The sequence below is a fragment of the Mesorhizobium sp. BE184 genome, from assembly GCF_031457045.1.
Classification (GTDB): domain Bacteria; phylum Pseudomonadota; class Alphaproteobacteria; order Rhizobiales; family Rhizobiaceae; genus Mesorhizobium.
The window spans coordinates 119,806-139,566 of the sequence record NZ_JAVDVU010000003.1 but is presented as its reverse complement, the minus strand read 5'-3'; the positions used below and the strand labels follow the sequence as shown (position 1 = coordinate 139,566).

At 61.4% G+C, this 19,761-nt stretch carries 22 protein-coding genes; 14 read left to right on the top strand and 8 right to left on the bottom strand.

The features are described 5' to 3' along the window. Positions 1 to 42 precede the first annotated feature (42 nt). Complete coding sequence (locus J2X35_RS14290) at positions 43 to 234, bottom strand: DUF1192 family protein (RefSeq protein WP_310186478.1); 192 nt, start codon at positions 232 to 234, stop codon at positions 43 to 45. A gap of 108 nt (positions 235 to 342) precedes the next feature. Here J2X35_RS14290 and J2X35_RS14285 point away from each other — a divergent pair, with 108 nt between their 5' ends. Both J2X35_RS14285 and J2X35_RS14280 read left to right on the top strand, forming a co-directional pair. Beyond that, on the top strand, positions 343 to 1,353 hold the full coding sequence (locus J2X35_RS14285) for an NAD(P)H-quinone oxidoreductase (RefSeq protein WP_310186476.1): 1,011 nt from the start codon (positions 343 to 345) through the stop codon (positions 1,351 to 1,353). A gap of 144 nt (positions 1,354 to 1,497) precedes the next feature. Then, a complete protein-coding gene (locus J2X35_RS14280; protein ID WP_082542570.1) occupies positions 1,498 to 1,638 on the top strand; it encodes a DUF1127 domain-containing protein in 141 nt (46 codons plus the stop codon). A gap of 113 nt (positions 1,639 to 1,751) precedes the next feature. Here the strand turns inward: J2X35_RS14280 and J2X35_RS14275 are convergent, their stop codons facing one another. The 6 genes from J2X35_RS14275 to J2X35_RS14250 all read right to left on the bottom strand — a co-directional run bounded on the left by J2X35_RS14275 (position 1,752) and on the right by J2X35_RS14250 (position 7,432). Next, positions 1,752 to 2,780: an ABC transporter ATP-binding protein gene (locus J2X35_RS14275; protein WP_310186473.1), complete on the bottom strand. Its 1,029-nt coding sequence runs from the start codon at positions 2,778 to 2,780 to the stop codon at positions 1,752 to 1,754. A gap of 10 nt (positions 2,781 to 2,790) precedes the next feature. Then, positions 2,791 to 3,633 carry a carbohydrate ABC transporter permease gene (locus J2X35_RS14270; protein ID WP_056112447.1) on the bottom strand — a complete coding sequence of 281 codons (843 nt, stop codon included), beginning with the start codon at positions 3,631 to 3,633 and terminating at the stop codon, positions 2,791 to 2,793. After that, on the bottom strand, positions 3,630 to 4,550 hold the full coding sequence (locus J2X35_RS14265; protein WP_310186469.1) for a sugar ABC transporter permease: 921 nt from the start codon (positions 4,548 to 4,550) through the stop codon (positions 3,630 to 3,632). Before J2X35_RS14265 ends, J2X35_RS14270 begins: the two co-directional genes overlap by 4 nt. Before the next feature lie 23 nt (positions 4,551 to 4,573). Next, positions 4,574 to 5,818, bottom strand: coding sequence for a sugar ABC transporter substrate-binding protein (locus tag J2X35_RS14260; RefSeq protein WP_310186466.1), 1,245 nt, complete (start codon positions 5,816 to 5,818; stop codon positions 4,574 to 4,576). 67 nt (positions 5,819 to 5,885) lie between these two features. After that, the gene (locus J2X35_RS14255; RefSeq protein WP_310186463.1) at positions 5,886 to 6,671 is read right to left on the bottom strand and encodes an SDR family oxidoreductase; all 786 of its coding nucleotides are present in this window, start codon (positions 6,669 to 6,671) and stop codon (positions 5,886 to 5,888) included. Further along, positions 6,668 to 7,432, bottom strand: coding sequence for a FadR/GntR family transcriptional regulator (locus tag J2X35_RS14250; RefSeq protein ID WP_310186460.1), 765 nt, complete (start codon positions 7,430 to 7,432; stop codon positions 6,668 to 6,670). Before J2X35_RS14250 ends, J2X35_RS14255 begins: the two co-directional genes overlap by 4 nt. Before the next feature lie 125 nt (positions 7,433 to 7,557). On the opposite strand from J2X35_RS14250, the gene J2X35_RS14245 reads away from it, so the two are divergent. The 12 genes from J2X35_RS14245 (at position 7,558) to J2X35_RS14190 (ending at position 18,839) form a co-directional block, all read left to right on the top strand. Continuing rightward, on the top strand, positions 7,558 to 8,703 hold the full coding sequence (locus J2X35_RS14245; protein WP_310188677.1) for a mandelate racemase/muconate lactonizing enzyme family protein: 1,146 nt from the start codon (positions 7,558 to 7,560) through the stop codon (positions 8,701 to 8,703). A 58-nt stretch (positions 8,704 to 8,761) separates the two neighbouring features. Continuing rightward, positions 8,762 to 9,628 (top strand): DUF6772 family protein, encoded by an 867-nt coding sequence (locus tag J2X35_RS14240; RefSeq protein WP_310188676.1) that lies wholly within the window; start codon positions 8,762 to 8,764, stop codon positions 9,626 to 9,628. After that, positions 9,628 to 9,963 carry a hypothetical protein gene (locus tag J2X35_RS14235; protein WP_310186459.1) on the top strand — a complete coding sequence of 112 codons (336 nt, stop codon included), beginning with the start codon at positions 9,628 to 9,630 and terminating at the stop codon, positions 9,961 to 9,963. The genes J2X35_RS14240 and J2X35_RS14235 overlap by 1 nt, the downstream gene beginning before the upstream one ends. A gap of 75 nt (positions 9,964 to 10,038) precedes the next feature. Continuing rightward, positions 10,039 to 10,824 carry an SDR family oxidoreductase gene (locus tag J2X35_RS14230; protein WP_310186456.1) on the top strand — a complete coding sequence of 262 codons (786 nt, stop codon included), beginning with the start codon at positions 10,039 to 10,041 and terminating at the stop codon, positions 10,822 to 10,824. A gap of 237 nt (positions 10,825 to 11,061) precedes the next feature. Continuing rightward, complete coding sequence (locus J2X35_RS14225) at positions 11,062 to 12,243, top strand: CoA transferase (RefSeq protein ID WP_310186453.1); 1,182 nt, start codon at positions 11,062 to 11,064, stop codon at positions 12,241 to 12,243. An 8-nt stretch (positions 12,244 to 12,251) separates the two neighbouring features. Next, complete coding sequence (locus J2X35_RS14220; RefSeq protein WP_310186450.1) at positions 12,252 to 12,704, top strand: hypothetical protein; 453 nt, start codon at positions 12,252 to 12,254, stop codon at positions 12,702 to 12,704. 10 nt (positions 12,705 to 12,714) lie between these two features. After that, on the top strand, positions 12,715 to 13,047 hold the full coding sequence (locus J2X35_RS14215) for a MaoC family dehydratase (protein ID WP_056112462.1): 333 nt from the start codon (positions 12,715 to 12,717) through the stop codon (positions 13,045 to 13,047). Positions 13,048 to 13,073: 26 nt separating this feature from the next. Continuing rightward, the gene (locus J2X35_RS14210; protein WP_310186447.1) at positions 13,074 to 14,801 is read left to right on the top strand and encodes an iron ABC transporter permease; all 1,728 of its coding nucleotides are present in this window, start codon (positions 13,074 to 13,076) and stop codon (positions 14,799 to 14,801) included. Then, positions 14,794 to 15,852 (top strand): ABC transporter ATP-binding protein, encoded by a 1,059-nt coding sequence (locus J2X35_RS14205; RefSeq protein ID WP_310186445.1) that lies wholly within the window; start codon positions 14,794 to 14,796, stop codon positions 15,850 to 15,852. Before J2X35_RS14210 ends, J2X35_RS14205 begins: the two co-directional genes overlap by 8 nt. Continuing rightward, entirely contained in the window at positions 15,849 to 16,595 is a 747-nt protein-coding gene (locus tag J2X35_RS14200; RefSeq protein ID WP_056112471.1) for a citryl-CoA lyase, read from the top strand. The genes J2X35_RS14205 and J2X35_RS14200 overlap by 4 nt, the downstream gene beginning before the upstream one ends. A 62-nt stretch (positions 16,596 to 16,657) precedes the next feature. Continuing rightward, positions 16,658 to 17,605: a LysR substrate-binding domain-containing protein gene (locus tag J2X35_RS14195; protein ID WP_310186442.1), complete on the top strand. Its 948-nt coding sequence runs from the start codon at positions 16,658 to 16,660 to the stop codon at positions 17,603 to 17,605. Positions 17,606 to 17,762: 157 nt separating this feature from the next. Then, entirely contained in the window at positions 17,763 to 18,839 is a 1,077-nt protein-coding gene (locus J2X35_RS14190) for an extracellular solute-binding protein (protein WP_310186440.1), read from the top strand. A 437-nt stretch (positions 18,840 to 19,276) separates the two neighbouring features. On the opposite strand, the gene J2X35_RS14185 is transcribed toward J2X35_RS14190, so the two are convergent. Further along, positions 19,277 to 19,660 (bottom strand): DUF2147 domain-containing protein, encoded by a 384-nt coding sequence (locus J2X35_RS14185; protein WP_082542467.1) that lies wholly within the window; start codon positions 19,658 to 19,660, stop codon positions 19,277 to 19,279. Positions 19,661 to 19,761 lie beyond the last annotated feature (101 nt).

Sequence of the window (19,761 nt, the reverse complement as noted above, 5' to 3'; positions counted from 1 at the left end):
GCGTTTCTGGTCTTGCGGCGGCAATCCGGCGACTCTTTTACATCAGCGGCGAAACAGCGCCTCGGCCGCGGATTTCGTCGTGTCCTTCGCCTTGAGCTCGGCCTCGAGTCGCGAAATCTCGCCGCGCAGAACCGCGATCCGCTCTATCAGTTCCCCCACTGAAAGCAGGGCTATGTCCTGGCCGATCTCATGCGTCGCCAGCTTTTTACGGGGTTCGTCGTCGATGACCGCCATCAGGGTTCCTCCCAACTTGGCCGTTTTCCTGATTTGACAATCAGCATACATAGGGCGAGGCAACGTTCAAAATCATCCTCGGCGAACTTTGGAATAAACGGACGGATTATGGTGAACGGACAGAAAATACCGGCGACGATGACGGCGATTGCCATTTCCGAGCCGGGTGGGCCGCTGGTGCTGAAACCTGAAAAGCGGGATGTGCCGACGCCCGGCGAAGGCGAAATCCTGATTCGGGTGCGCGCCGCCGGCGTCAACCGGCCGGACGTGCTGCAACGCAAAGGCCTCTATCCGGCGCCGCGCGGCGCTTCCGACCTGCCCGGCCTTGAAGTCGCCGGTGAAGTGGCGGCGCTCGGCGAGAATGCGGCGCGCTGGCGCGTCGGCGAACAGGTCTGCGCGCTGACGGCGGGCGGCGGCTATGCCGAATATGTCACCGTCCACGCCAGCAATGCCCTGCCCATCCCGTCCGGCTTCACCTTCACCGAAGCCGCGGCGCTGCCTGAAACCTACTTCACCGTATGGCACAATGTGTTCCAGCGCGGCGGTCTGAGGGCTGGCGAGACCATCCTCATCCATGGCGGCTCTTCGGGGATAGGCACCACCGCCATACAGCTTTCGGCGGCATTCGGCGCCTATGTCATCGTCACCGCCGGCACGCGCGAAAAATGTGACGCCTGCCTGAAGCTCGGCGCGGACCGGGTGGTCAACTACCACGAGGAAGACTTCGTTCGCGCCGCTAAGGATGCCACCGGCGGCCGGGGTGTAGACGTCATCCTGGATATGGTCGGCGGCAGCTATGTCTCCCGCAACTACGATGCCGCCGCCATGGAGGGCCGTATCGTCCAGATCGCCACGCAGGGCGGCGCAACGGCCAAGACCGACATCTCCAAGCTGATGGTCAAGCGCCTGGTCCACACCGGATCGACACTGCGTCCGCGCACGCCCGAATTCAAGGGCGAGATTGCCGCCGCGCTTGAAGCCCAAGTCTGGCCGCTGCTGGCGTCCCGCAAGGTCGCGCCTGTAATGGACCGGATTTTCCCGCTCAAGGAAGCCTGGCGCGCCCATGAGCGGATCGAGGACGGCGATCATATCGGCAAGATCGTCCTGGACGTCGGTTGACGCCCTTCGAACGGCATTAACTGTTCATTTATGTTGCAATGCAGCAAACGCATTGCGGCCATGCAAAAGAGTCTGTTCACTAAAGGAGCAGAAGTGCCTAATTGAGCGCCATCACAGATCGATATGACCCAGATGGAGGGGAAAATGAACCTGATCCGCAGCTTTAAGAACTGGCGCCGCTATAACGAGACCGTCCGCGAACTGAGCCGTCTCAACGCGCGCGAACTCAACGACCTCGGCATCCAGCGCTCGGAAATCGAGCGGGTGGCTCGCGCCGCTCTCTAAGACCTTTTCGCTTAGCAAGAGCCTCGGCTGAGTGCGGTACGCCGCGCCGCCGGCTCCAGGCCCGCTGGACCCTGTCCGGCGGGTTTTGTTTTTGTACTTCAGCCTCGATGGACCTACGCGATCGTCCGGCCTTCCTTGTCGAAGAAATGCAGGACAGCCGGCTTCGCTGCAAGGCCGACGGCGCCACCGACTTCCGGCGCCTTGTTCCCGTCGTCAACGACGAGACAGATTTCGCCACCCGACAGCTCAACATGGATCAGGGTCACGGCTCCGGTATATTCCGCAAGCCTCACGACGCCTTCCAGCGTGCCTTTGCCAGGCGTGGTGAGTGTCAGATGCTCCGGACGAACGCCAACCGATTGAGTCCCGCTGGGCGTTTCGGCTTTTGGTGAAAGCCGCGAAGCGACCGCGGCGGGAAGAATATTCATCTTCGGACTGCCGATGAACTGTGCGACGAAGAGATTGCCGGGATTGTCGTAGAGGTCGCGGGGCGAACCGACCTGCTCTACCTTGCCGTCCCGCAGCACCACGATTTTGTCGGCGAGAGTCATCGCCTCGATCTGGTCGTGCGTCACGTAGATCATCGTCGTCGCCAGCCGCCGGTGCAACGCCGCGATCTCGGAACGCATGTGGACGCGCAGTTCCGCATCGAGGTTCGAGAGCGGTTCGTCGAAGAGAAAAACATCGGGATTGCCGACAATGGCCCTGCCGATGGCGACCCGCTGGCGCTGGCCGCCAGAGAGCTGACGCGGAAAGCGGTCGAGCAGCGGTTCAAGCTTCAGCGTAGCTGCGGCATCGGCGACCCGGCGTGCGCGCTCTTCGGCCGGCACCTTACGCACCTTGAGGCCAAAACCCATATTGTCGCGCACCGTCAGGTGCGGATAGAGCGCATAGGACTGGAACACCATCGCGACGCCACGCTTGGCTGCCGGCACCTCGTTGACCACACGCCCGCCGATCTGGAGTTCGCCGTCGCTGATATGTTCGAGACCGGAGATCAACCGCAGGAGCGTCGATTTTCCGCACCCCGACGGCCCGACGAAAACAACAAACTCGCCCTCGTCGATTTCGAGGTCGATGCCACGGATTATCTCCGCCGTGCCGAACCGCTTGCGGATATCCTTGAGCAGGACTTTGGTCATGGCGGCCTTCCTATCCCTTGACGCCGGAGAGTGCGAAACTCTCGATGATCTGGCGCTGCGCGATCAGATAAATGATGAGAATGGGAACCACGGCCAGGCTCGTCGCCGCCAGCTGCAGGTTCCACAGTGGCAGGCCATAGCTGTCGTTGAAGTTCGACAATGCCAGCGGCAGCGTGAATTTTTCCAGCGAGCTCAGGAAGATCAGGGGTTCGAGGAAGAGGTTCCACGAATGCAGGAAGGTGATGATTGCAACGGCGGCAAGCGCCGGACGCGACATCGGCAGGGCGATCTTCCACCATACGCCCAACCGCGACAGTCCATCCATCTTGCCGGCTTCTTCAAGCTCCTTCGGCAGCGCCAGGAAGAACTGTCGCATCAGGAACGTCGCCATCACCCCTTGCGGGCCGAACACCGGCAGCAGGATGAGAGGCCAGTGGGTATCGATCAGACCCAGGGTTTTGATGAGAAAGAAATTCGGGATGATGGTGACTTCTTCCGGCACCATCAGGGCCATCACCAGGAACAGCATCAGCAAGCCCGCGCCGGCAAAGCGGATGCGCGCCAGCGCGTAGCCTGCGAGTGAGGCGATGAGCAGGGTCAGCACGGTCACCGTGCCCGCAATGTAGAGGGAGTTGAAATATTGCCGTGCGAACGGCTGATAGGTGAAGACTTCGACGAAATTCTCAAAACGCCAGACCCGCGGGATCAGGGTCGGCGTCCCGAAGATTTCGGTCGTGCTCTTGAAGCCTCCGGAAATCATCCAGAGAAATGGAAATACGAACGGCACCGCCAGCAGCAGAAGCACGACAGTCCAGCAGACGCGATAGAGGGTCTCGGTTTGGCGCGGGGTCATTCCATTTCCCTCCGCCGCAACATCACCTGCACCAGGGTAAGCGCCATCACGATGACGAACATGATCAGGGCCAGCGCCGACGCATAGCCGACGTTGAAGAATTTGAACCCCTGCTGGTAGATGTAGAAGGCGAGCACCAGCGTGCCGTTTTCCGGCCCGCCGCCGGTCATCTGATAGATGTGGTCGAAGACCTTGAACGAGCCGATGGTCGTCAGCACCATGATGACGAGGGTCGTCGGCGCAAGCAGCGGCCAGGTGATCATCCGGAATATCTGCCGGCGCGAGGCGCCTTCGAGTGTCGCAGCTTCCTCGTAGTCGCGCGGTATCGACTGCAGCGCGGCGATGTAGAGGATCATATTCAGCCCGACCATCTTGATGACGCGGGTGACAATGACAGCCGCCATTGCCCAGTTCGGCTGGCGTAGCCAGTTCGGGCCGTCGATGCCGATCCAGGCGAGCATCTGGTTCACGGCTCCGCCTTCGCCCTGCAGCAAGAACTTCCAGACGATCGCCCAGGCGATTGCAGAGGTGATCACCGGCGCGAAAAAGATGGTACGAAAGAAGACGACGCCTCTGAAAGGCCGTGAAAGCGCCAATGCGAGGGCCAGGGCAAGCGCCATGTTCAAGGGAACGAGGCCCAGCGCAAAGACCACCGAATTGCGCACGACGTGCCAGAAATCCGGGTTTTCGAGAAGCGCATTCTCGAAATTGCGCAGCCCCACGAAAGTCGACTGCTGGCTGAGCAGGTTCCACTCGGTCGTCGAAAAATAGACGATGGCGACCAGCGGCCCGAGGAAGAAGATCAGGAAGCCGATGAAGGTCGGGCTGACGAACAGCCACGCTTCCAGCATTTCCCGGTACTTCAGGCTCAACCACGGCGCGCCCGAGGGACGCGCCATCGTTTTTCTGGGTGCCATGTCGGCCATGCGGCGCCTTCTCGTCAGAGCAGCGGCTGGATGGCGGCGCAGACGCCCTTCAGGGCTTCCTCGACATTGGCGTCGGGCTTCCACAACGCATCCACGCGCGGCGCCATCGCAGCGAAGATCTGCGGGACTTTTTCATGCGCCGGATGAACGCGGCCGTTCACAATGGCGGCGGCCACATTCTTCATCTGCTCGGCTGGAATGAGCTTGTTGGAGTTGACGAAGGCATCGCTTTCCAGAACGCTCTTGCGCGCCGGTGGAAAGAACTGGGCCATGATTGCAACATTGTCCTTGCTGGTCATTTCGGCGACCAGCTCGGCGGCGAGTTGCTTGTTCTTTCCAGAGTCGAACACCGTCAGCGCCGCCTGGCCGATGACCGGCGCCTCGCCGGCAGGGCCTGAAGGCAGGGGCGCGATACCCCATTTGAAGCCGGCTTCCGGCATCTTCGACGCCCGCGAAATCTGGTTTACCGTCATGGCCGAATTGCCGGAGAAATAGTCGCCCTGCTCGCCTGGCGGCACGATCGACTTGTCCTTGAACACCATGTCGTGCAGTTGCTTTACGGCCGCCACGGCTTCCGGCTTGTCGAGACCGCACTGGCCGTCTGCCCACAGTTCGCCGCCATAAGCGCGCACCGGCGGAAGCAGGGCGTGCGTCATGCGCGATGCATAGCCTTCGCCGTCCTTGAACTCGAAACCCCATTTGCCGGGATTGGCGTCTGTGACCTTCTTGGCGACTTCCTGGAATTTCTGCATGTTCCATTCGCCCTTGGCCGCCAGCTGGTTCGGATCTTCGACCCCGGCTTTGTCGAACATGTCCTTGTTGTAGTAGATCAGAAAAGGCGAGGTCGAGAACGGTACGCCGTAGACCTTGCCGTCCTTCTGCCACAGCGCCATCGCCGGCTGCGAAAAATCGTCGAAATTATAGCCCTCGGTGGCCTTGAGTGTCGGCCCGATGTCCATCAGCAGGCCGGCATTCTCGAAGGCGGGCGCCGCGTCTTCCATCATCCAGGCGACGTCCGGCGCGTTGCCGCCGGCGACCTGGAAGGTGAGTTTTTGCGTATAGTCGGCGACCGGCACGGTTTCGAACTTCACGGTGACGCCGGGGTGCTTGGCGATGAAGCCCGCGGCGATGCCGTTCAGCATCTTCAAATGCGCGTCGCTGCCTGTCCAGACAGTGACCCGAAGTTCCTGTGCGATCGACGGGGCCGAAAGAGCGCACAACGCCAAGGCCGATACGGCTAGTTTTATGACTGTCTTCATTGGTTTCCTCCCGAAACACTGATGGTCCACGAACAATTCCAGAAATGACCCGACAGGCAGCGTCTTGTCATGCCGCCGCGCCGGGCAGGACGCCAGGCGCATCGCCTATGGTCCAGCCGCCATCGACGGGGATGTCGGCGCCGGTGACGTAGCGGGCGGCGTCGCTGCACAGGAATACGAAGGCGCCGACAAGATCGTCGGCCTGACCGTGGCGGCCGGCGGGGATCTTTGCCGCGACCGCCTCGCGGAATGAACCATCGCGATAGCGCTCGGCCGTCGCTTCGGTCTCGATCGCGCCAGGCGAGACGACGTTCATCGTAACGCCATGCCGGGCGACGTCACGCGCCATGGCGCGCACCGCCGTCAGTTGCGCTGCCTTCAGGGATGCATAGACAATCGTTTCCGCCCTTGGACGCTTTGCCATCACGCTGCCTGTGGCGACGACACGTCCCCAGCCGCGTTTTGCCATCGGCGGCACAAGCTTTGCCGTCAGGGCGAGCAAGGCGGAAAAGTTTGCCGAAACATGCGCCTGGATATGCGCCCCATCGACGTCACCCCAAGGGCGGCGGCGCTCAATCGCCGCATTGGATATGAGGATGTCGATAGGGTTGGCGGCGACTTCATCGGCAAAAGCCGAAACTGCTTCGCTGTCGGTGAAATCCGCCTCGATAATCTCCGTATCCAGGCCTATCGCTGCCGCCGTCTCACGCGCGCCGTCAAGGTCGCCAAAATGATGCAGCACAACGGAAGCGCCATGCTGGGCGAGAGCGATCGCCACCGCGCGTCCGATGCCCGAGCTGGCGCCGGTCACCAGTGCGCGCCGACCGGCAAGCGAGAAGCGCTCCAGGTTCACGGCGACCGCTCCTCGAATTTGCCGGCCACCACGCCCGCGACCTCGAGCGACGCAATGTCGGCGGCATCGAAGTGCTCCCGAATGCGTTGGTCGGCCAGATCGGGGTCGCCCGCCGCGATTGCGTCATAGATTGCCTGGTGACGCTGAACGGTGGCGTGCCAATCCGCTTCGGTGCGGTTGGAGCGCTGCGAAAAGAGTTCCGAAACCTCGCGCTGGACCGATCGCATGCCTTCCATCTGCAGGCGGATCATCATGTTGCCCGTGGCTGTAGCGAGCCCGAGATGAAACAAGATGTCAGCCTGCGTGAAATCACTGGGCTTGCCGATGCCCGACTGCATGTCCCGTATGGCCTGGCGCATCATCTCGAGCCCTTCCGGGTCGTGTCGCTCGGCCGCCAGCCGCGCGATGCCCGTCTCGATGACGCGTCGCATCTCATTGGCTTCCTGAAGCCGCTTCAGGCTTGAGCGGATCGCGTAAGCGTAGATGCGCTCCATCGGCTCACCGCTGAGCGCTTTGGCCCGCGCAACCTTTCCCTGCTGCGTCGATACCAGACCGGCATTGGTCAACTGCCGCAGGGCCTCGCGGGCGATCGGTTTCGACACGCCGAATTCCCTGGCGATCTCGCCTTCCGGCGGCAGCGCCTCACCCGGGGCAATGCGCCCGTCGATCAAAGCGTCGGCAATCGCTTCCGACACGCCGTCCGCGAGGCGAGACGGGTTCGCCAGTTTGGTCGAGAAGATCGATTTGCGCGCTAGGGACATTTGGACGCCTCCTAGGGGTTGCTAACACAAGACCAGACAACATAGCAACTAAGTTTTCTGGTTGCTAAGTTGAATAGTACCGGTTACGACAGCCGTCAGAGGCGACGGAAGGAAGTATGAAGCCGATGCACGGGAGCGACCCAATCGTGGCGGGACCGCTGAAAATTACCGAGGTGATCGCTCACCCCCTCAGCCAGACCTTGCCAAAGCCGACCGTCACCTCATGGGGCGCATACACCAAGGTGTCGCTGGTCCTGGTAGAAGTGCGCACGGCGGACGGCATCGTCGGCGCCGGTGAAACGCTGGCGCGGTTTTCGCCCAAGGCCTATGTGGAATTGATCGAAAGCTCGCTCAGACCACGCCTGATCGGCCAGGATGCGCGCAACATCGGGGCACTATGGCAATCGATGCGGCGCGCACTTTCCGGCCGCGCGGGCGGGATGCTGATCGAGGCCATTGCCGGCGTCGACATCGCCCTTTGGGACATCCTCGGCAAAGCGACAGGGCAGCCGGTCGCCAAGCTCCTGGGCGGCGTCGGCCGCGAGCGGATCGATGTTTATGCTGCGGCGGTCAACTGGGTCGACGACAAGACGGCCGACGCCGAGCTTGACCGCTATATCGAGGAAGGTTTTCCGCGCATCAAGGTGAAGATGGCGCGCCCTGTGCGCGACGCGTGCAGGCGCATCGAGCGTATCCGCAAACGCGCCGGAGACGCCGTCGGCCTCTGCGTGGACGCCAACTGGGCCTACAATCTCGATGAAGCAGTCGAAGTCGGCCGGGCGCTTTCGGCCAACGGCTATTTCTGGTTCGAGGAGCCGCTTCAGCCGGAAAACGAGCAGGGCTATGAGGAGTTGCGCCGGCGTTGCGACGTGCCGCTGGCCGCGGGCGAAAGCAACTTCACCCTCGACCAGGCGCAACGCCTGATCGCCAACCGGACGCTTTCCGTGCTGCAGCCGGATGTCGCGCGCGCCGGCGGCATTACCGAAACGCGGCGCATGGCCGACTATGCCGCCGCGCACGACATCCGCTACGCGCCGCACATCGGCATGTCGGGCATTATCTGCGAGACGGCCAGCGTCCATCTGGCGGCCGCGATGCCGAACTTCGGCGTCATGGAGTGCGAGTGCGACGCCAGTCCGTTCAAGACGCAGCTTGCCGACATCGCGCCAGGATGCCGCCGGCAGAAGAACGGCACGCTCGATGTGCCGGACCGGCCGGGCCTCGGCATCGAGATCGACTGGGATGCCGTCAAAAAACTGAAAGCCGAATGAGATCCACGATCACATGAAAAGCCAAGAATCCCTGCAACCGGACAGTTTGACCGAAGCGATGCGGCTGGCGCTTTTGCGCGCCGATCCGGCGCTTAGCCGATTTGACCCACTGCCGCGGATTCTATCGTTCGACAATTTCGCGCGCGGTCACTGCGGCTGGTCGCAGCTTGTCGGCAACTACGAGGACGACCTGGACACGATGTTGCCGGGTTACGCCCAGCATACCAGCGCCATGCTGTCGACGCTCGGCCATTGGGACGCCGGCTCGCATGGCGGGATGGATTCGTCCTATGCCTTGAAAATCGCGACACGTCCGGTGGCGGGCGCCCGCAACGTCGCCATCAAGCGCCATACTTTCAGGAAGCGCGGGCCAATCCGCTTCGAAATGTATTTCACCTTCAAGCCGGAAGCCACCGAGCTGAAACTGTCGGAGACCGACGTGCGCTCGATCGGCTTCCTCTTCGACCTGCAGGGCGGCGACGGCGACGCCAGCGGGGATCGCGTCATGCCGCATCTGCGGTTCCTGAACGCGCTCGACGGCCAGCATCTGCAGAAATGGCAATATAAGCCGGAGACCGAGCGGATCATTCCGATTGGAACCGACAACAAGACGATCAGCCACTACCATCTCGCCCCCGAGGGCTGGCTCGACCTTCCGGGAGGCGCCCAGCGCCTCTGCTACAACGAGATACCGACCAAGGTGAACTGGACGTATCTGTGCTTCGATTTCGATCTGGAGTCGATGACGGCGCTCGGGCTGCGCTGCAATGACCGCAGCTTCGATCTTTCGGGGTTCGAATCCATCCGTATTCCGGCAATGAAAAACCTGTGGTGCATGCTCAATTTCTGCCTGTTTGCGGAAACCGATGTGGCCAAGCGCGCCTTCCTCTACGTCGATTCGATCTGCATCTCGGGAGACTTCTGATGCTGCCGGAAAACATCACGGCCATCGTCTCCCGAAACGAACGCTGGAGCGGCGAGGCGGCCAGCGAGCCTTACGAGGCGGGATGGGCGCGCGAGGCGATCTTTTTCGTGCGTGCGCTCAAGCAACCTGTCGGCCCCCCCGCCAAGGCTTGGGTCGAAATCTCTCCGGACGGCATGCACTGGCTGCGCGAGGGCACGGAGTTCGAACTGCCGGGCGAACGGGACGGCCTGGCGGCAGCGCGGCTGACACGGTTCGGAAACTGGCTGCGCATCGCCGCCCGCTTCGAAAATGGCGCGGAATGCACCGTGCTGGTGACCCTGCATCTGAAGGCCTGACTCACCTGCTGAATTCTTCTTCCCGAGGGCGGGTTCGCCTGCGCGAGTTCCATTTAGACTTTCCAGAGAGAAATCATGACTGATATCTACGCCACGTTTTCCGACGACAGCTTTGCCGGCAGGACCGTTCTGGTCACTGGCGCGGCGAGCGGCATGGGGTTCGAGACGGCTCGGGCGTTCCTTTCCAAGGGAGCCGAGGTCGTGATGTGCGACCGTGATGCGGAAGGCCTCAAGAAGCGTCATGCCGAGTTGAAGGACGGCGGCGCAAAGGCGCATACCGTCGTCGTCGACATGGGCGATCCCGACAGCATCAAGCAGATGCTCGACTATTGCGACGCCAATCTGGCGCGGCTGGACAATGTCGTGACCTGCGCCGCCATCATCACCGCCAAAAGAATACCCGAGCAGGATTGGGCGCACTGGCAACGCGTCCTGGGGGTCAACTTGCTGGGCACCTTCTTCACCGTTCAGGGCGCGGTGCAGCGCATGCAGGCCAATCCGGACGGTGGCAACATCGTCTGCGTGGCCTCCGACGCCGGCGTCCATGGCGGCGGCGGCTTGATTGCCGATACGGCCTATGCCGCGTCGAAGGCCGGCACCTTGTCGCTGGTGAAATCCGTCGCCCGCGAAATGGCCGGCAAGAAGGTGCGTATCAACGCTCTTAACCCGGGGCCAACCGATTCACCGATGCACTCGCACATAGACCAGGCCTTGAAAGACCGCATCGCCGCCAATTTGCCGATGCGCCGCATGGGCACGCCGCAGGACATGGCGGCGGCGATCCTGTTCCTCTGCTCGGGTGCCGCAGGCTTCGTCTACGGCGCGGCCCTCGACGTCGATGGAGGCTCGATGTTCCGATAGAGGATAAAGCGTGCCCTGATTTTGGACGGGCTGCCGAGCTGAATTTGGCTTTCTGTTTTGAGCCGGCGATGCGGCGTTCGCCGCCAATATCAAGCATGGAGCGACGCTTCCATGCTTGATAAAAACTAATGCATAAGTCTCATATCGACGTTTGTCAGGCCTCCCCTCAACCCCTATCGACTAGGAGCAGTTGAAATGCAGGCGCGCTCCGATTGATTGGCGTGCCGGGGAGGTTTGATGCTGGAAGGGCTTCGTGTCCTGGATTTGACCTGGGTTCTCGGCGGACCGTTCGCGGGACAGCTGATGGCCCAACTCGGCGCCGATGTGATCAAGATCGAGACCCTGTCAGGTGATTTGTCCCGGGCCGTGCCGCCGCATTGGATCCAAGGTGATTCCGCCTATTATCTTTCCGTCAACCGCGGCAAGAAATCCATCGCGCTCGACCTCAAGAGCGAAGGCGGACGCCATGCCTTCGAGAAACTGGTCGCTACGTCCGACGCAGTCATCTACGGCTTCGCACCCGACGTGCCGAAGCGGCTCGGAATTGACCACGAAAGCCTGTTGGCCATAAATCCCCGGATCTGCGTGGCCGAACTCATCGGCTTGCACGACGAGGGCGAATACTCCCGGGCTCCTGCCTACGATCTGATCGTGCAGGCCATGGGCGGCGTCATGAGCATCACCGGCGCGGAGGGCGGTGAGCCCGCCCGCGTCGGCTACCAGATCGGCGATCTTTCCGGCGGTCTCTACCTGGCGCTCGGGCTCACTGCAACGCTTGCCGCTGCGCAGCGTGATGGCAAGGGGCGCAAGGTGCAGATCTCGCTGCTCGACTGCCAGGTATCGCTGTTGACGTGGCAGGCGCAGAACTATTTCGCTTCCGGCGAAATACCGGTGGCGCGCGGGTCGCGCAATCCCGTCCTTGCGCCAAGCGAGGTCTATCGCTGCGCAGACGGTCGGCATCTTGCGGTGTCCCCGACAGGTGACAATTTCTGGCGCAATTTCTGCGAAATCCTCGGCCGACCCGACCTGGTGACAGATCCGCTCTATGCCACCCGTCAGGCGCGCATAGAGAACGGACTGAAACTTTCGGAAATTCTCGGCGCAATCTTCGAGACGAAACCGGCGACGCATTGGGCCAGCCTGTTCTTTGCAGAACGCGTGCCAGCCGCCATCGTTCATCGCGTCGATGAGGCGGTCTCGCAGCCCGTCGCGCGCCTGCGCAATATGGTCGAAGAAGTCGAGAAGCCGGACACGGGCGTTTCGACTCGCTTCCTCGGCAACCCGTTCAAATATGAAGACAGCAAGGTTCTCGGCTATCCGCCCGCACATGGTGCGGACGGTCGCGACCTGCTGCGCGACCTGTGCGGCTACGACGATGCAACCATCGACGAATTGATAAAATCCCAAGCCATCAAGTAGGAGGAAAAATGACCCGACCGAGCGACATCAAGCCCCGGGAAGGAGATCTTCCGGGCAGCAAATTCGACGATTTCGAGATCGGCGCCAAGCTTCCCGAGACACGCTTCACCATTACGCCGGACATCGTCGCCGAATATGCAAGGGCGGTCGAGTCTGACCCGCGAGGGTTCGAAATCGACGGCAAGCGCGCGGCGTTGCCCTCAGTTCTGTTTGTCTACCTGATGTCGGTTTTCTACCGCCGCTATCCTCCGGCGCAAGGCGGCATCATGGCCGGCAACCGCATGGCTTTCTTCAGCCCGATCTGGGCCGATGAGGATACCGACATCGTCGGCACCGGCCAGGTCGAAGAGAAGTTCACCAAGAAGGGGCGGAACTACATCCGTTATTCGGCTGTATTCCATCGCGCTGACAACGGCCAGAAAATCGCCGAGGCGGTCAACACCTCGACATTCCCGAACTGAGGACATCGGCATGAACAAGAAATATCCGATCACGCAGGAGATGATTGACCGCTATGGCGTCATCAACGGCGACAACGACATCATTCATTACGATCATGACTATGCTGTGAGCCGCGGCTTCAAGGGGCCGATCGCGCACGGCCTGATGGTTTCCGGCTATGCCATCGACATGGCCTGCCGGAAGTGGGGTAAGGATTTCTTCTACAAGGGTGAAATCGACGTCCGCTTCCGCGGTCCAGTTATTCCCGGCGATACGGTGGACATCGTCATCGACGACGGTTCGCTCGTTGCGTCAGTGGAGGATGGCGAAGCGCTGGTGGGAAAAATCGGCCTGCGCGGCTAGATCGCGTGTCTGGGAGGAGCGACATAGTGGGAGCAAACAGGGCAAGTTCGCCTGCCATGCAGGCGAACCGCTGGTGGTGGCGGCCGGAAGGAGCCATCCAATGGGCGGTTGCGCTGGTGGTGGTGTTCCTTATCCTCGCGCCGGTCGTACCGCTTCTCATGCAGTCGTTCTCGGCCAACGCGCTCTACGCCGCCGATAACACGGCTACGCTGGCCAATTTCCACAAGCTCCTGACCGACCCGGCTTTCGGGTCGGCGCTGGTGAATTCGCTGCTTTTCGCGGTGGGGGGAACAGTCCTGGCCCAGGCGATCGGCGCCGTTGCCGCTGTCCTGGTCGGACGCACCGACATGGCGCTGCGTGGTATGATCGGAACCATCGTCATCTGGCCTGTCTTCATATCGCATCTTGTCATCACGACGGGCTGGTCGATCGTCTACGGTCCTGCCGGATATTTCACCATGCTGTGGAAGCAGCACATCGGCACGGAATTCTGGTCGCTTTACACTATTGCCGGAATGGCGCTCGTCGCCGCTGTTACTCAAGTGCCCATAGCGTTTCTATATTGCCTCGGCTCATTGCGCTCTTCGGACCCGACGCTTGAGGATTCGGCGCGCGCTGCCGGGCTACGGCCCATGCAGATATTTCGGCGTATCACGTTGCCTCTGCTGAGGCCGGCGTTGCTGGTGTCCGGCATCCTGAACTTCGTCATGATGCTCGAGGCTGTATCCATACCGCTCGTCTTCGGCCGGCCGGCCAAAATCGAACTGCTGATGTCCTATATCTATGAACGCTCGATATCGGTCGGCACCCCGGACTACGGGCTGGTCGCCTCGGCGGCGACGCTTCTGGTCATTCTCGTCCTCGTGCTGGTCATCGTCCAGCGTTCGATCCTGAAGAACCCGCAACGCTTCGTCACCATCGGAGGCAAGGCGCAACGGCCGAGACAATTCGCGCTCGGACGCTGGAAATGGCCCGCCGCGGCGATCATGTGCGCCTATCTCCTGCTGTTTGTCCTGCTGCCGCTTGCGGGCGTGGTTGGATATGCTTTCGCCAAGATCCTGACCCCGCTGGTGCCGTTGTCCAAGGTGATGACCCTGGCGAATTTTGAAACAGTCTTCACGACGGCGACTTACCGACGCGCGATCTTCAATTCCGTCGTCATCTCCGTGGTCGGCGGAGCAATCACGACGGTGATCGTCACCCTGCTGGCCCTTGTGGCGCATCGTTCGAAGTTTCGCTTCGGCCGCGAACTGGACATCATCTCGCTGCTGCCCCGCGCAGTTCCGGGAATGATAGCCGGCATCGGCATCTTCTACGTAACGGTGCTGATCACGCCGCTCGGCTGGATGCGCCAGACGATCTTCCTGCTCATGATCGCCTTTGCCATGCGCTACATCCCGTTAGGCTACGGAGCGGTAGCGACCGCGATCATGAAAATCGATCCTCAGCTTGACCGCTCGGCGCGCGCCATCGGTGCCGATTGGTGGTTTACCGCGCGGCGTGTCGTCATCCCGCTGCTGCTGCCAGCCATGATGTCGAGCTACGCCCTGCTGTTCGTTTATTTCTTCAAGGACTATTCCACCGGCGTTTTTCTTGTTGCGCCCGGTAGCGAAGTAATGGGCACGACCATGTTGCAGATGTTCCTGTCCGGGCAAACCGGGCCGGCGGCGGCCATGGCGACCATCCAGCTCGTGCTGACCATGGTTTTTGTTGTCGGCCTTCGCCGACTGACCGGAGTATCCATGCATGGCTGATCTCAACCTGATTTCCATCAGCCGCAAATATGGTGGCTTCAACGCGCTCAAGGACCTCGACCTGACGGTCAGGGATGGTGAGTTCGTCTCGCTTCTGGGCCCCTCGGGTTGCGGCAAATCGACGACGCTGGCGCTGATCGCCGGGCTCGACAATCCGACGGCTGGACAGATCGAGATTGACGGCAAGATCGTTGCGGATGCATCGACCTGCCGTTTCGTGCCTGCCGAGCAGCGCAATCTCGGGCTGGTTCTGCAAAGCTACGCGCTTTGGCCACATATGACTGTCGCGCAGAATGTCGGGCTGCCGCTCGAGATTCGGAAAGTGTCCAAGGCGGAACGCAAGGCAAGAACGCAGGAATATCTCGGGCTCGTGGAGATGGGCGGCTTTGAAGATCGCTACCCGCATGAACTGTCGGGCGGACAGCAGCAGCGTGTCGCCCTTGCGCGGACACTGGTCTACGAACCCATTCTGCTGCTTCTCGACGAGCCGCTTTCCAACGTCGATGCGAAATTGCGCGAGCGCGCGCGCATGTGGCTCAAGGCGCTGCAGCGGCGGCTGAAAGTCACGACGATTTTCGTCACCCACGACCAATCCGAAGCCTTGGCGCTGTCCGATCGAATAGCCGTGATGTCGGGAGGCCGGCTGGTGCAAGCCGGCACACCGCTTGAAATCTACCGGAACCCGAAAGCGCCCTTCGTGGCGGATTTTGTCGGCTCGGCGAATTTTCTGAAAGGCCGTGTCGAGGCACCCGGCAAGATAATCCTGCATGGTGGCGCATCCATTCGCGCATCGACCGCCCTCCCCCCCGGGAGCGAGGTCGTCGTGGCGTTGCGGCCGGAAGATTTATCGCCTGTCCGTCCTGGCGAAAGCAGCGACAACGCGGTTTCGGTAAAGATCGTCGCCAAGGATTTCCTGGGGCCGCGCTGCATCTACCATGCCAGGCTCTGCGACCAGGATTTACGGTTCGAATCCACTGAACTCTCCCTGGAGGGCCAGGTCGCTGTCGGTTTCAGCAAGGACGTCGCTTTCGTTTTCGAGGCCAATCAATGACAACCACCCGGATCGCCACCTCGAACGCCACAAGCATCACCGTGTTGGGAGCGGATCTCGTCGAGGATCTGATCGGCAAGATCAGTTTCACGGCAATGACCTACCTGCTGATGACAGGACGCTACGCCGAGCCGGCGCAGGTGAGGTTGCTTGACGCTTGCCTGGTGACTTTGGCCGAGCACGGCTTTACGCCTGGCGCCATCGCATCGCGGTTGGTGGCGGATGCGGTTCCCGGCGAGATGCAGTCGGCGGTCGCCGCGGGCCTTTTGACGGTCGGCGGCGTCTATGCCGGAACCATGGAAGGCTGCGCAAAGCTTCTGGTGACGGCGGCCGAGGCGGGAGATGCGCAGGGTCACATCCGCGAAGTGGTGGCGTCGCACGTTGCCGAACGCCGGCCTCTGCACGGGTTCGGCCATGCCAACCACAAGCCCGACGACCCGCGCACACTGCCGCTGCTTGCTCTTGCCAAGGAGGAAGGACTTTCCGGTCGCTACATCGACCTCCTGCTTGAGTTCGGTCGCGAACTCGACCGGCAATCGGGACGGCACATCACCATCAACGCCACCGGAGCCATAGCCGCCATCCTGCTGGAGATCGGCATTGATGCGGATGTGGCGCGCGGCATCGCGCTTGTTTCCCGTTCCGCCGGACTTGTCGGGCATGTGTTGGAAGAAGCCCGGACCCACTCTGCACGATCCATCGTAAGGGCGGCGAAATCGGCCGTTCCCTATTCGGCGGAGTAAACTGGTCCGGGCCGCGCAAAGGTGCTATATCCGGGTCAGATTTTATCAACCGAACGTGCCCGGTGCCCCAACTTCCTCCGCTCAATTCCCTGCGCGCCTTTGAGGCTGCCGCCCGGCACCTGAGCTTCAAGCACGCGGCCGAGGAATTGAGCGTCACCGACAGTGCGATTTCACGCCACATCAGCCTGCTCGAAGGCCGATTGGGCGTGACGCTTTTTCGGCGCCTCATCCGCCAGGTCGCGCTGACGCCTGAAGGAGCTGCCCTTTTCGCCGAGGTCTCGCCCGCGCTCAGTCGCATCGCAATGGCCGCGGCGGCGATCACGCAAAGACAACGTGCGGCAACCCAGATCTCGGTCAATGCCCCACCGACTTTCACGATGCGGTGGCTGATCCCTCGGCTCTCTGACTTCCTTCGCGCCAACCCGGGCGTCGATGTTTCGGTCACCACGTCGATCCGGCCGGTGGATTTCGCAGCTGGCGGCTATGACCTCGCGATACGGCGCGTGCCAACGGAGATTTCCGGCCTGGTCAACCGGAAGATTCTCAATGAGATGCGGTTGCCGGTCTGCCATCCGTCGCTTCTGGAAAAGATCGATCCGAAGGATCCCGCATCCTTGCTCAGCCAGACATTGCTGCACGCGCGCACATCTCCGGGGGCATGGTCGGAGTGGCTGGCGGAAGCCGGCGTCAAGACAGCGCCGTCGGCACAGGCGCTCAGTTTCGAGGAAATGTATTTCGTCGTCCAAGCTGCGGTGAACGGCCTGGGTTTCGCCATCGTTCCAGCGGCGGTCATCATCGACGAAGTCTTGTCCGGACAATTGTCTCTCCCGTTCCGCTTCGCATCCGGACGCGCAAACCACTACCACGCGATCTTTCCCCGTACGCCGGGCAGACAAGGCGCGGTGCAGCGATTTTGCAACTGGATGGCCGAACAGGGCGCCATCTCGGAAAGGCACGTCCGCGAGCAGCTTGGCTTGCGCGAGGCGGCATTTATGGATCGAATTTCCTGAAGTATGAGACGAATTTTATCGCTTGTCGCAGTATCCTGGGGTGCCGACAGTGTCATCGCTGACAAGTCCAGCGTGAATGGCCTTAAGAATGGCGCCGGCGATCATCCCGGCATCGTCTGAAGGTCTGCCCTCGGCATCGGCAAATGGGAGGAAAATCATGTCATACCAATTCATCAAGGGACTGGTCCTTTCGGCCGTCCTTGCAGCAAGTCCCGCTGCCGCTGCCGAAGACTGGGCCGCCATCGAGCAGGCGGCAAAGGCAGAAGGCCCTGTCCTGGCCTATACGACCCTGACGCCTGAGAACTGGAAGGTCCTGCTGGACGCCTTCAACGCGAAGTACCCAGACGTCAAGGTGACGCCGGTGCGCACCGGCAGCCATGCCGAAACCTTCGAGCGCTACCGGGCCGAAAGCGCGTCCGGAACCAAGACAGCCGACGTTCTCCTGGCCGTCGGGCCGGACCAGTGGAAAGCGCTGGTCGATTCCAAGGACGTCGTGCCTTTCGAAGTTTCCGATATCGGCCAGTTACCCTCTTTCTCCTATACGGCTGATGGGCGCTATACGCTGTCGACCGACAGCCAGGTAGTCATTTTCAACAAGCTCGTCCTGCCAGAGGATCTATGGCCGAAGGGCACCGGCGACCTGGTTGAGAAAGTGAAGGCTCATCCCGAAGCCTTTGCCGACAAGATCGGCAGCTACAATCCGCAGGTCTCGCCTTTCGCCTATTCGGTCTACTGGACATTGAAAGAGCATTTCGGTTCCGACGCCTTTTGGGCCAATGAAACCGTCCTCGCCCCGGAGCTACGCTTCGAGCAGGCTGCCGGTGTCGTGGTCAACAAAACGCTGACCGGCGAATATGTCGTCGGCTACATGCTTCCCGAAGCGCTGGTGCCGTTGCCCGACGACGCTACGCGCGACGTCCTCGGTATCGTCTATCCCAATGACGGCACACCGGTACTGCTGCGTGAAATGGCGGTTATGGCCAAGGGCTCCAGCCATGACGGCGCCAAGCTGCTCGTCAACTTCCTGACATCTGCGGAAGGACAAGTGGCGCTGGGCAAAGCAGGCCTGACCCCTTATTCGCCCGCGGCGGAAGGCAAGGTTTCGCGCCACTACAACAACATCGTCGCCGGCGGCGACAGCGCCAAAAGCGTCGCGCTCTACAAATGGGAGCCGCGTGTCGATGAGGAAATGAAGGATTTCCGCGCGAAGTTCCATCAGTTGGCGGGAGAATAGACGACGGGGCGGCTTGCAGATTTTCGCATCAAAAATGGGCTTAGGCGAACTGGCTTCGCGCTGAGCCCACAGCCACCAATAGGCCGTTTTGCCGAACCTCCCGCAGGAAACTGAACCCGCCTTCATGAGGTGAATAGTGGTGCCCCAGCCCGATGCGATAACGGCTGCGGCGCACCCTGTGTTGACTTGCATTTTTGCCAGGCTCGCGAACACGACCTGCGCCACGAAGCCGTCAGGCGCAGCTCTTCGCCAGGTTCTGTGCATTGGCAAAACTGTTCATCGTCGCAGGGGACGTCAGAAATCATCAGCGACGGCATCGTCCGGATGTGGCAGCCAATCCCGGCGTGGACGTATCACGGGACCAATACTACATCATCCGGCAGGCCAGCGGCTTTCTGGTGCAGGATCGCGGAAGAGTGAGATCACCTCTCCTACCGCTATTCGCCGGCGCGAGACCAGCTCACGTCCTTGCACAGAAGGCCGCCGGCGATGCAGCCTCTGGTCACCAAATTCGCCTTGGCAACCTTGATGGTGATCGAATAAGTGCGCTTGCGCTTGACGTCGTAGGCGCTGCCCGACAGCGTGTCGTCGGACTCAGGCTTGACTTTCATGACCAGCTTGTCGCCGACTTCCTCGCCGCCGCTTGTGTCCTTGATCCAAAGGTTCGTTGCGCAAACGGAATCACCGCATGGCGCTATCTTCACGCGCGCATTGCCGTCGCCGCGCATCCACACGCCGCTCGGGTCGGGAGATGCGGCCTGCGCCACGCCACCGAACACGAACACGAACATCAACCCGGCAGTCAGGCACCGCTTTCTCATCAACATTCTCCCGATGGCAGCAAACAACGACGGAGGAACGGGATTCGTTGGCTGTAAGTTTCGGTGGCGGGCGCACGGTGAAACCCGCAAGCAACGCCGGC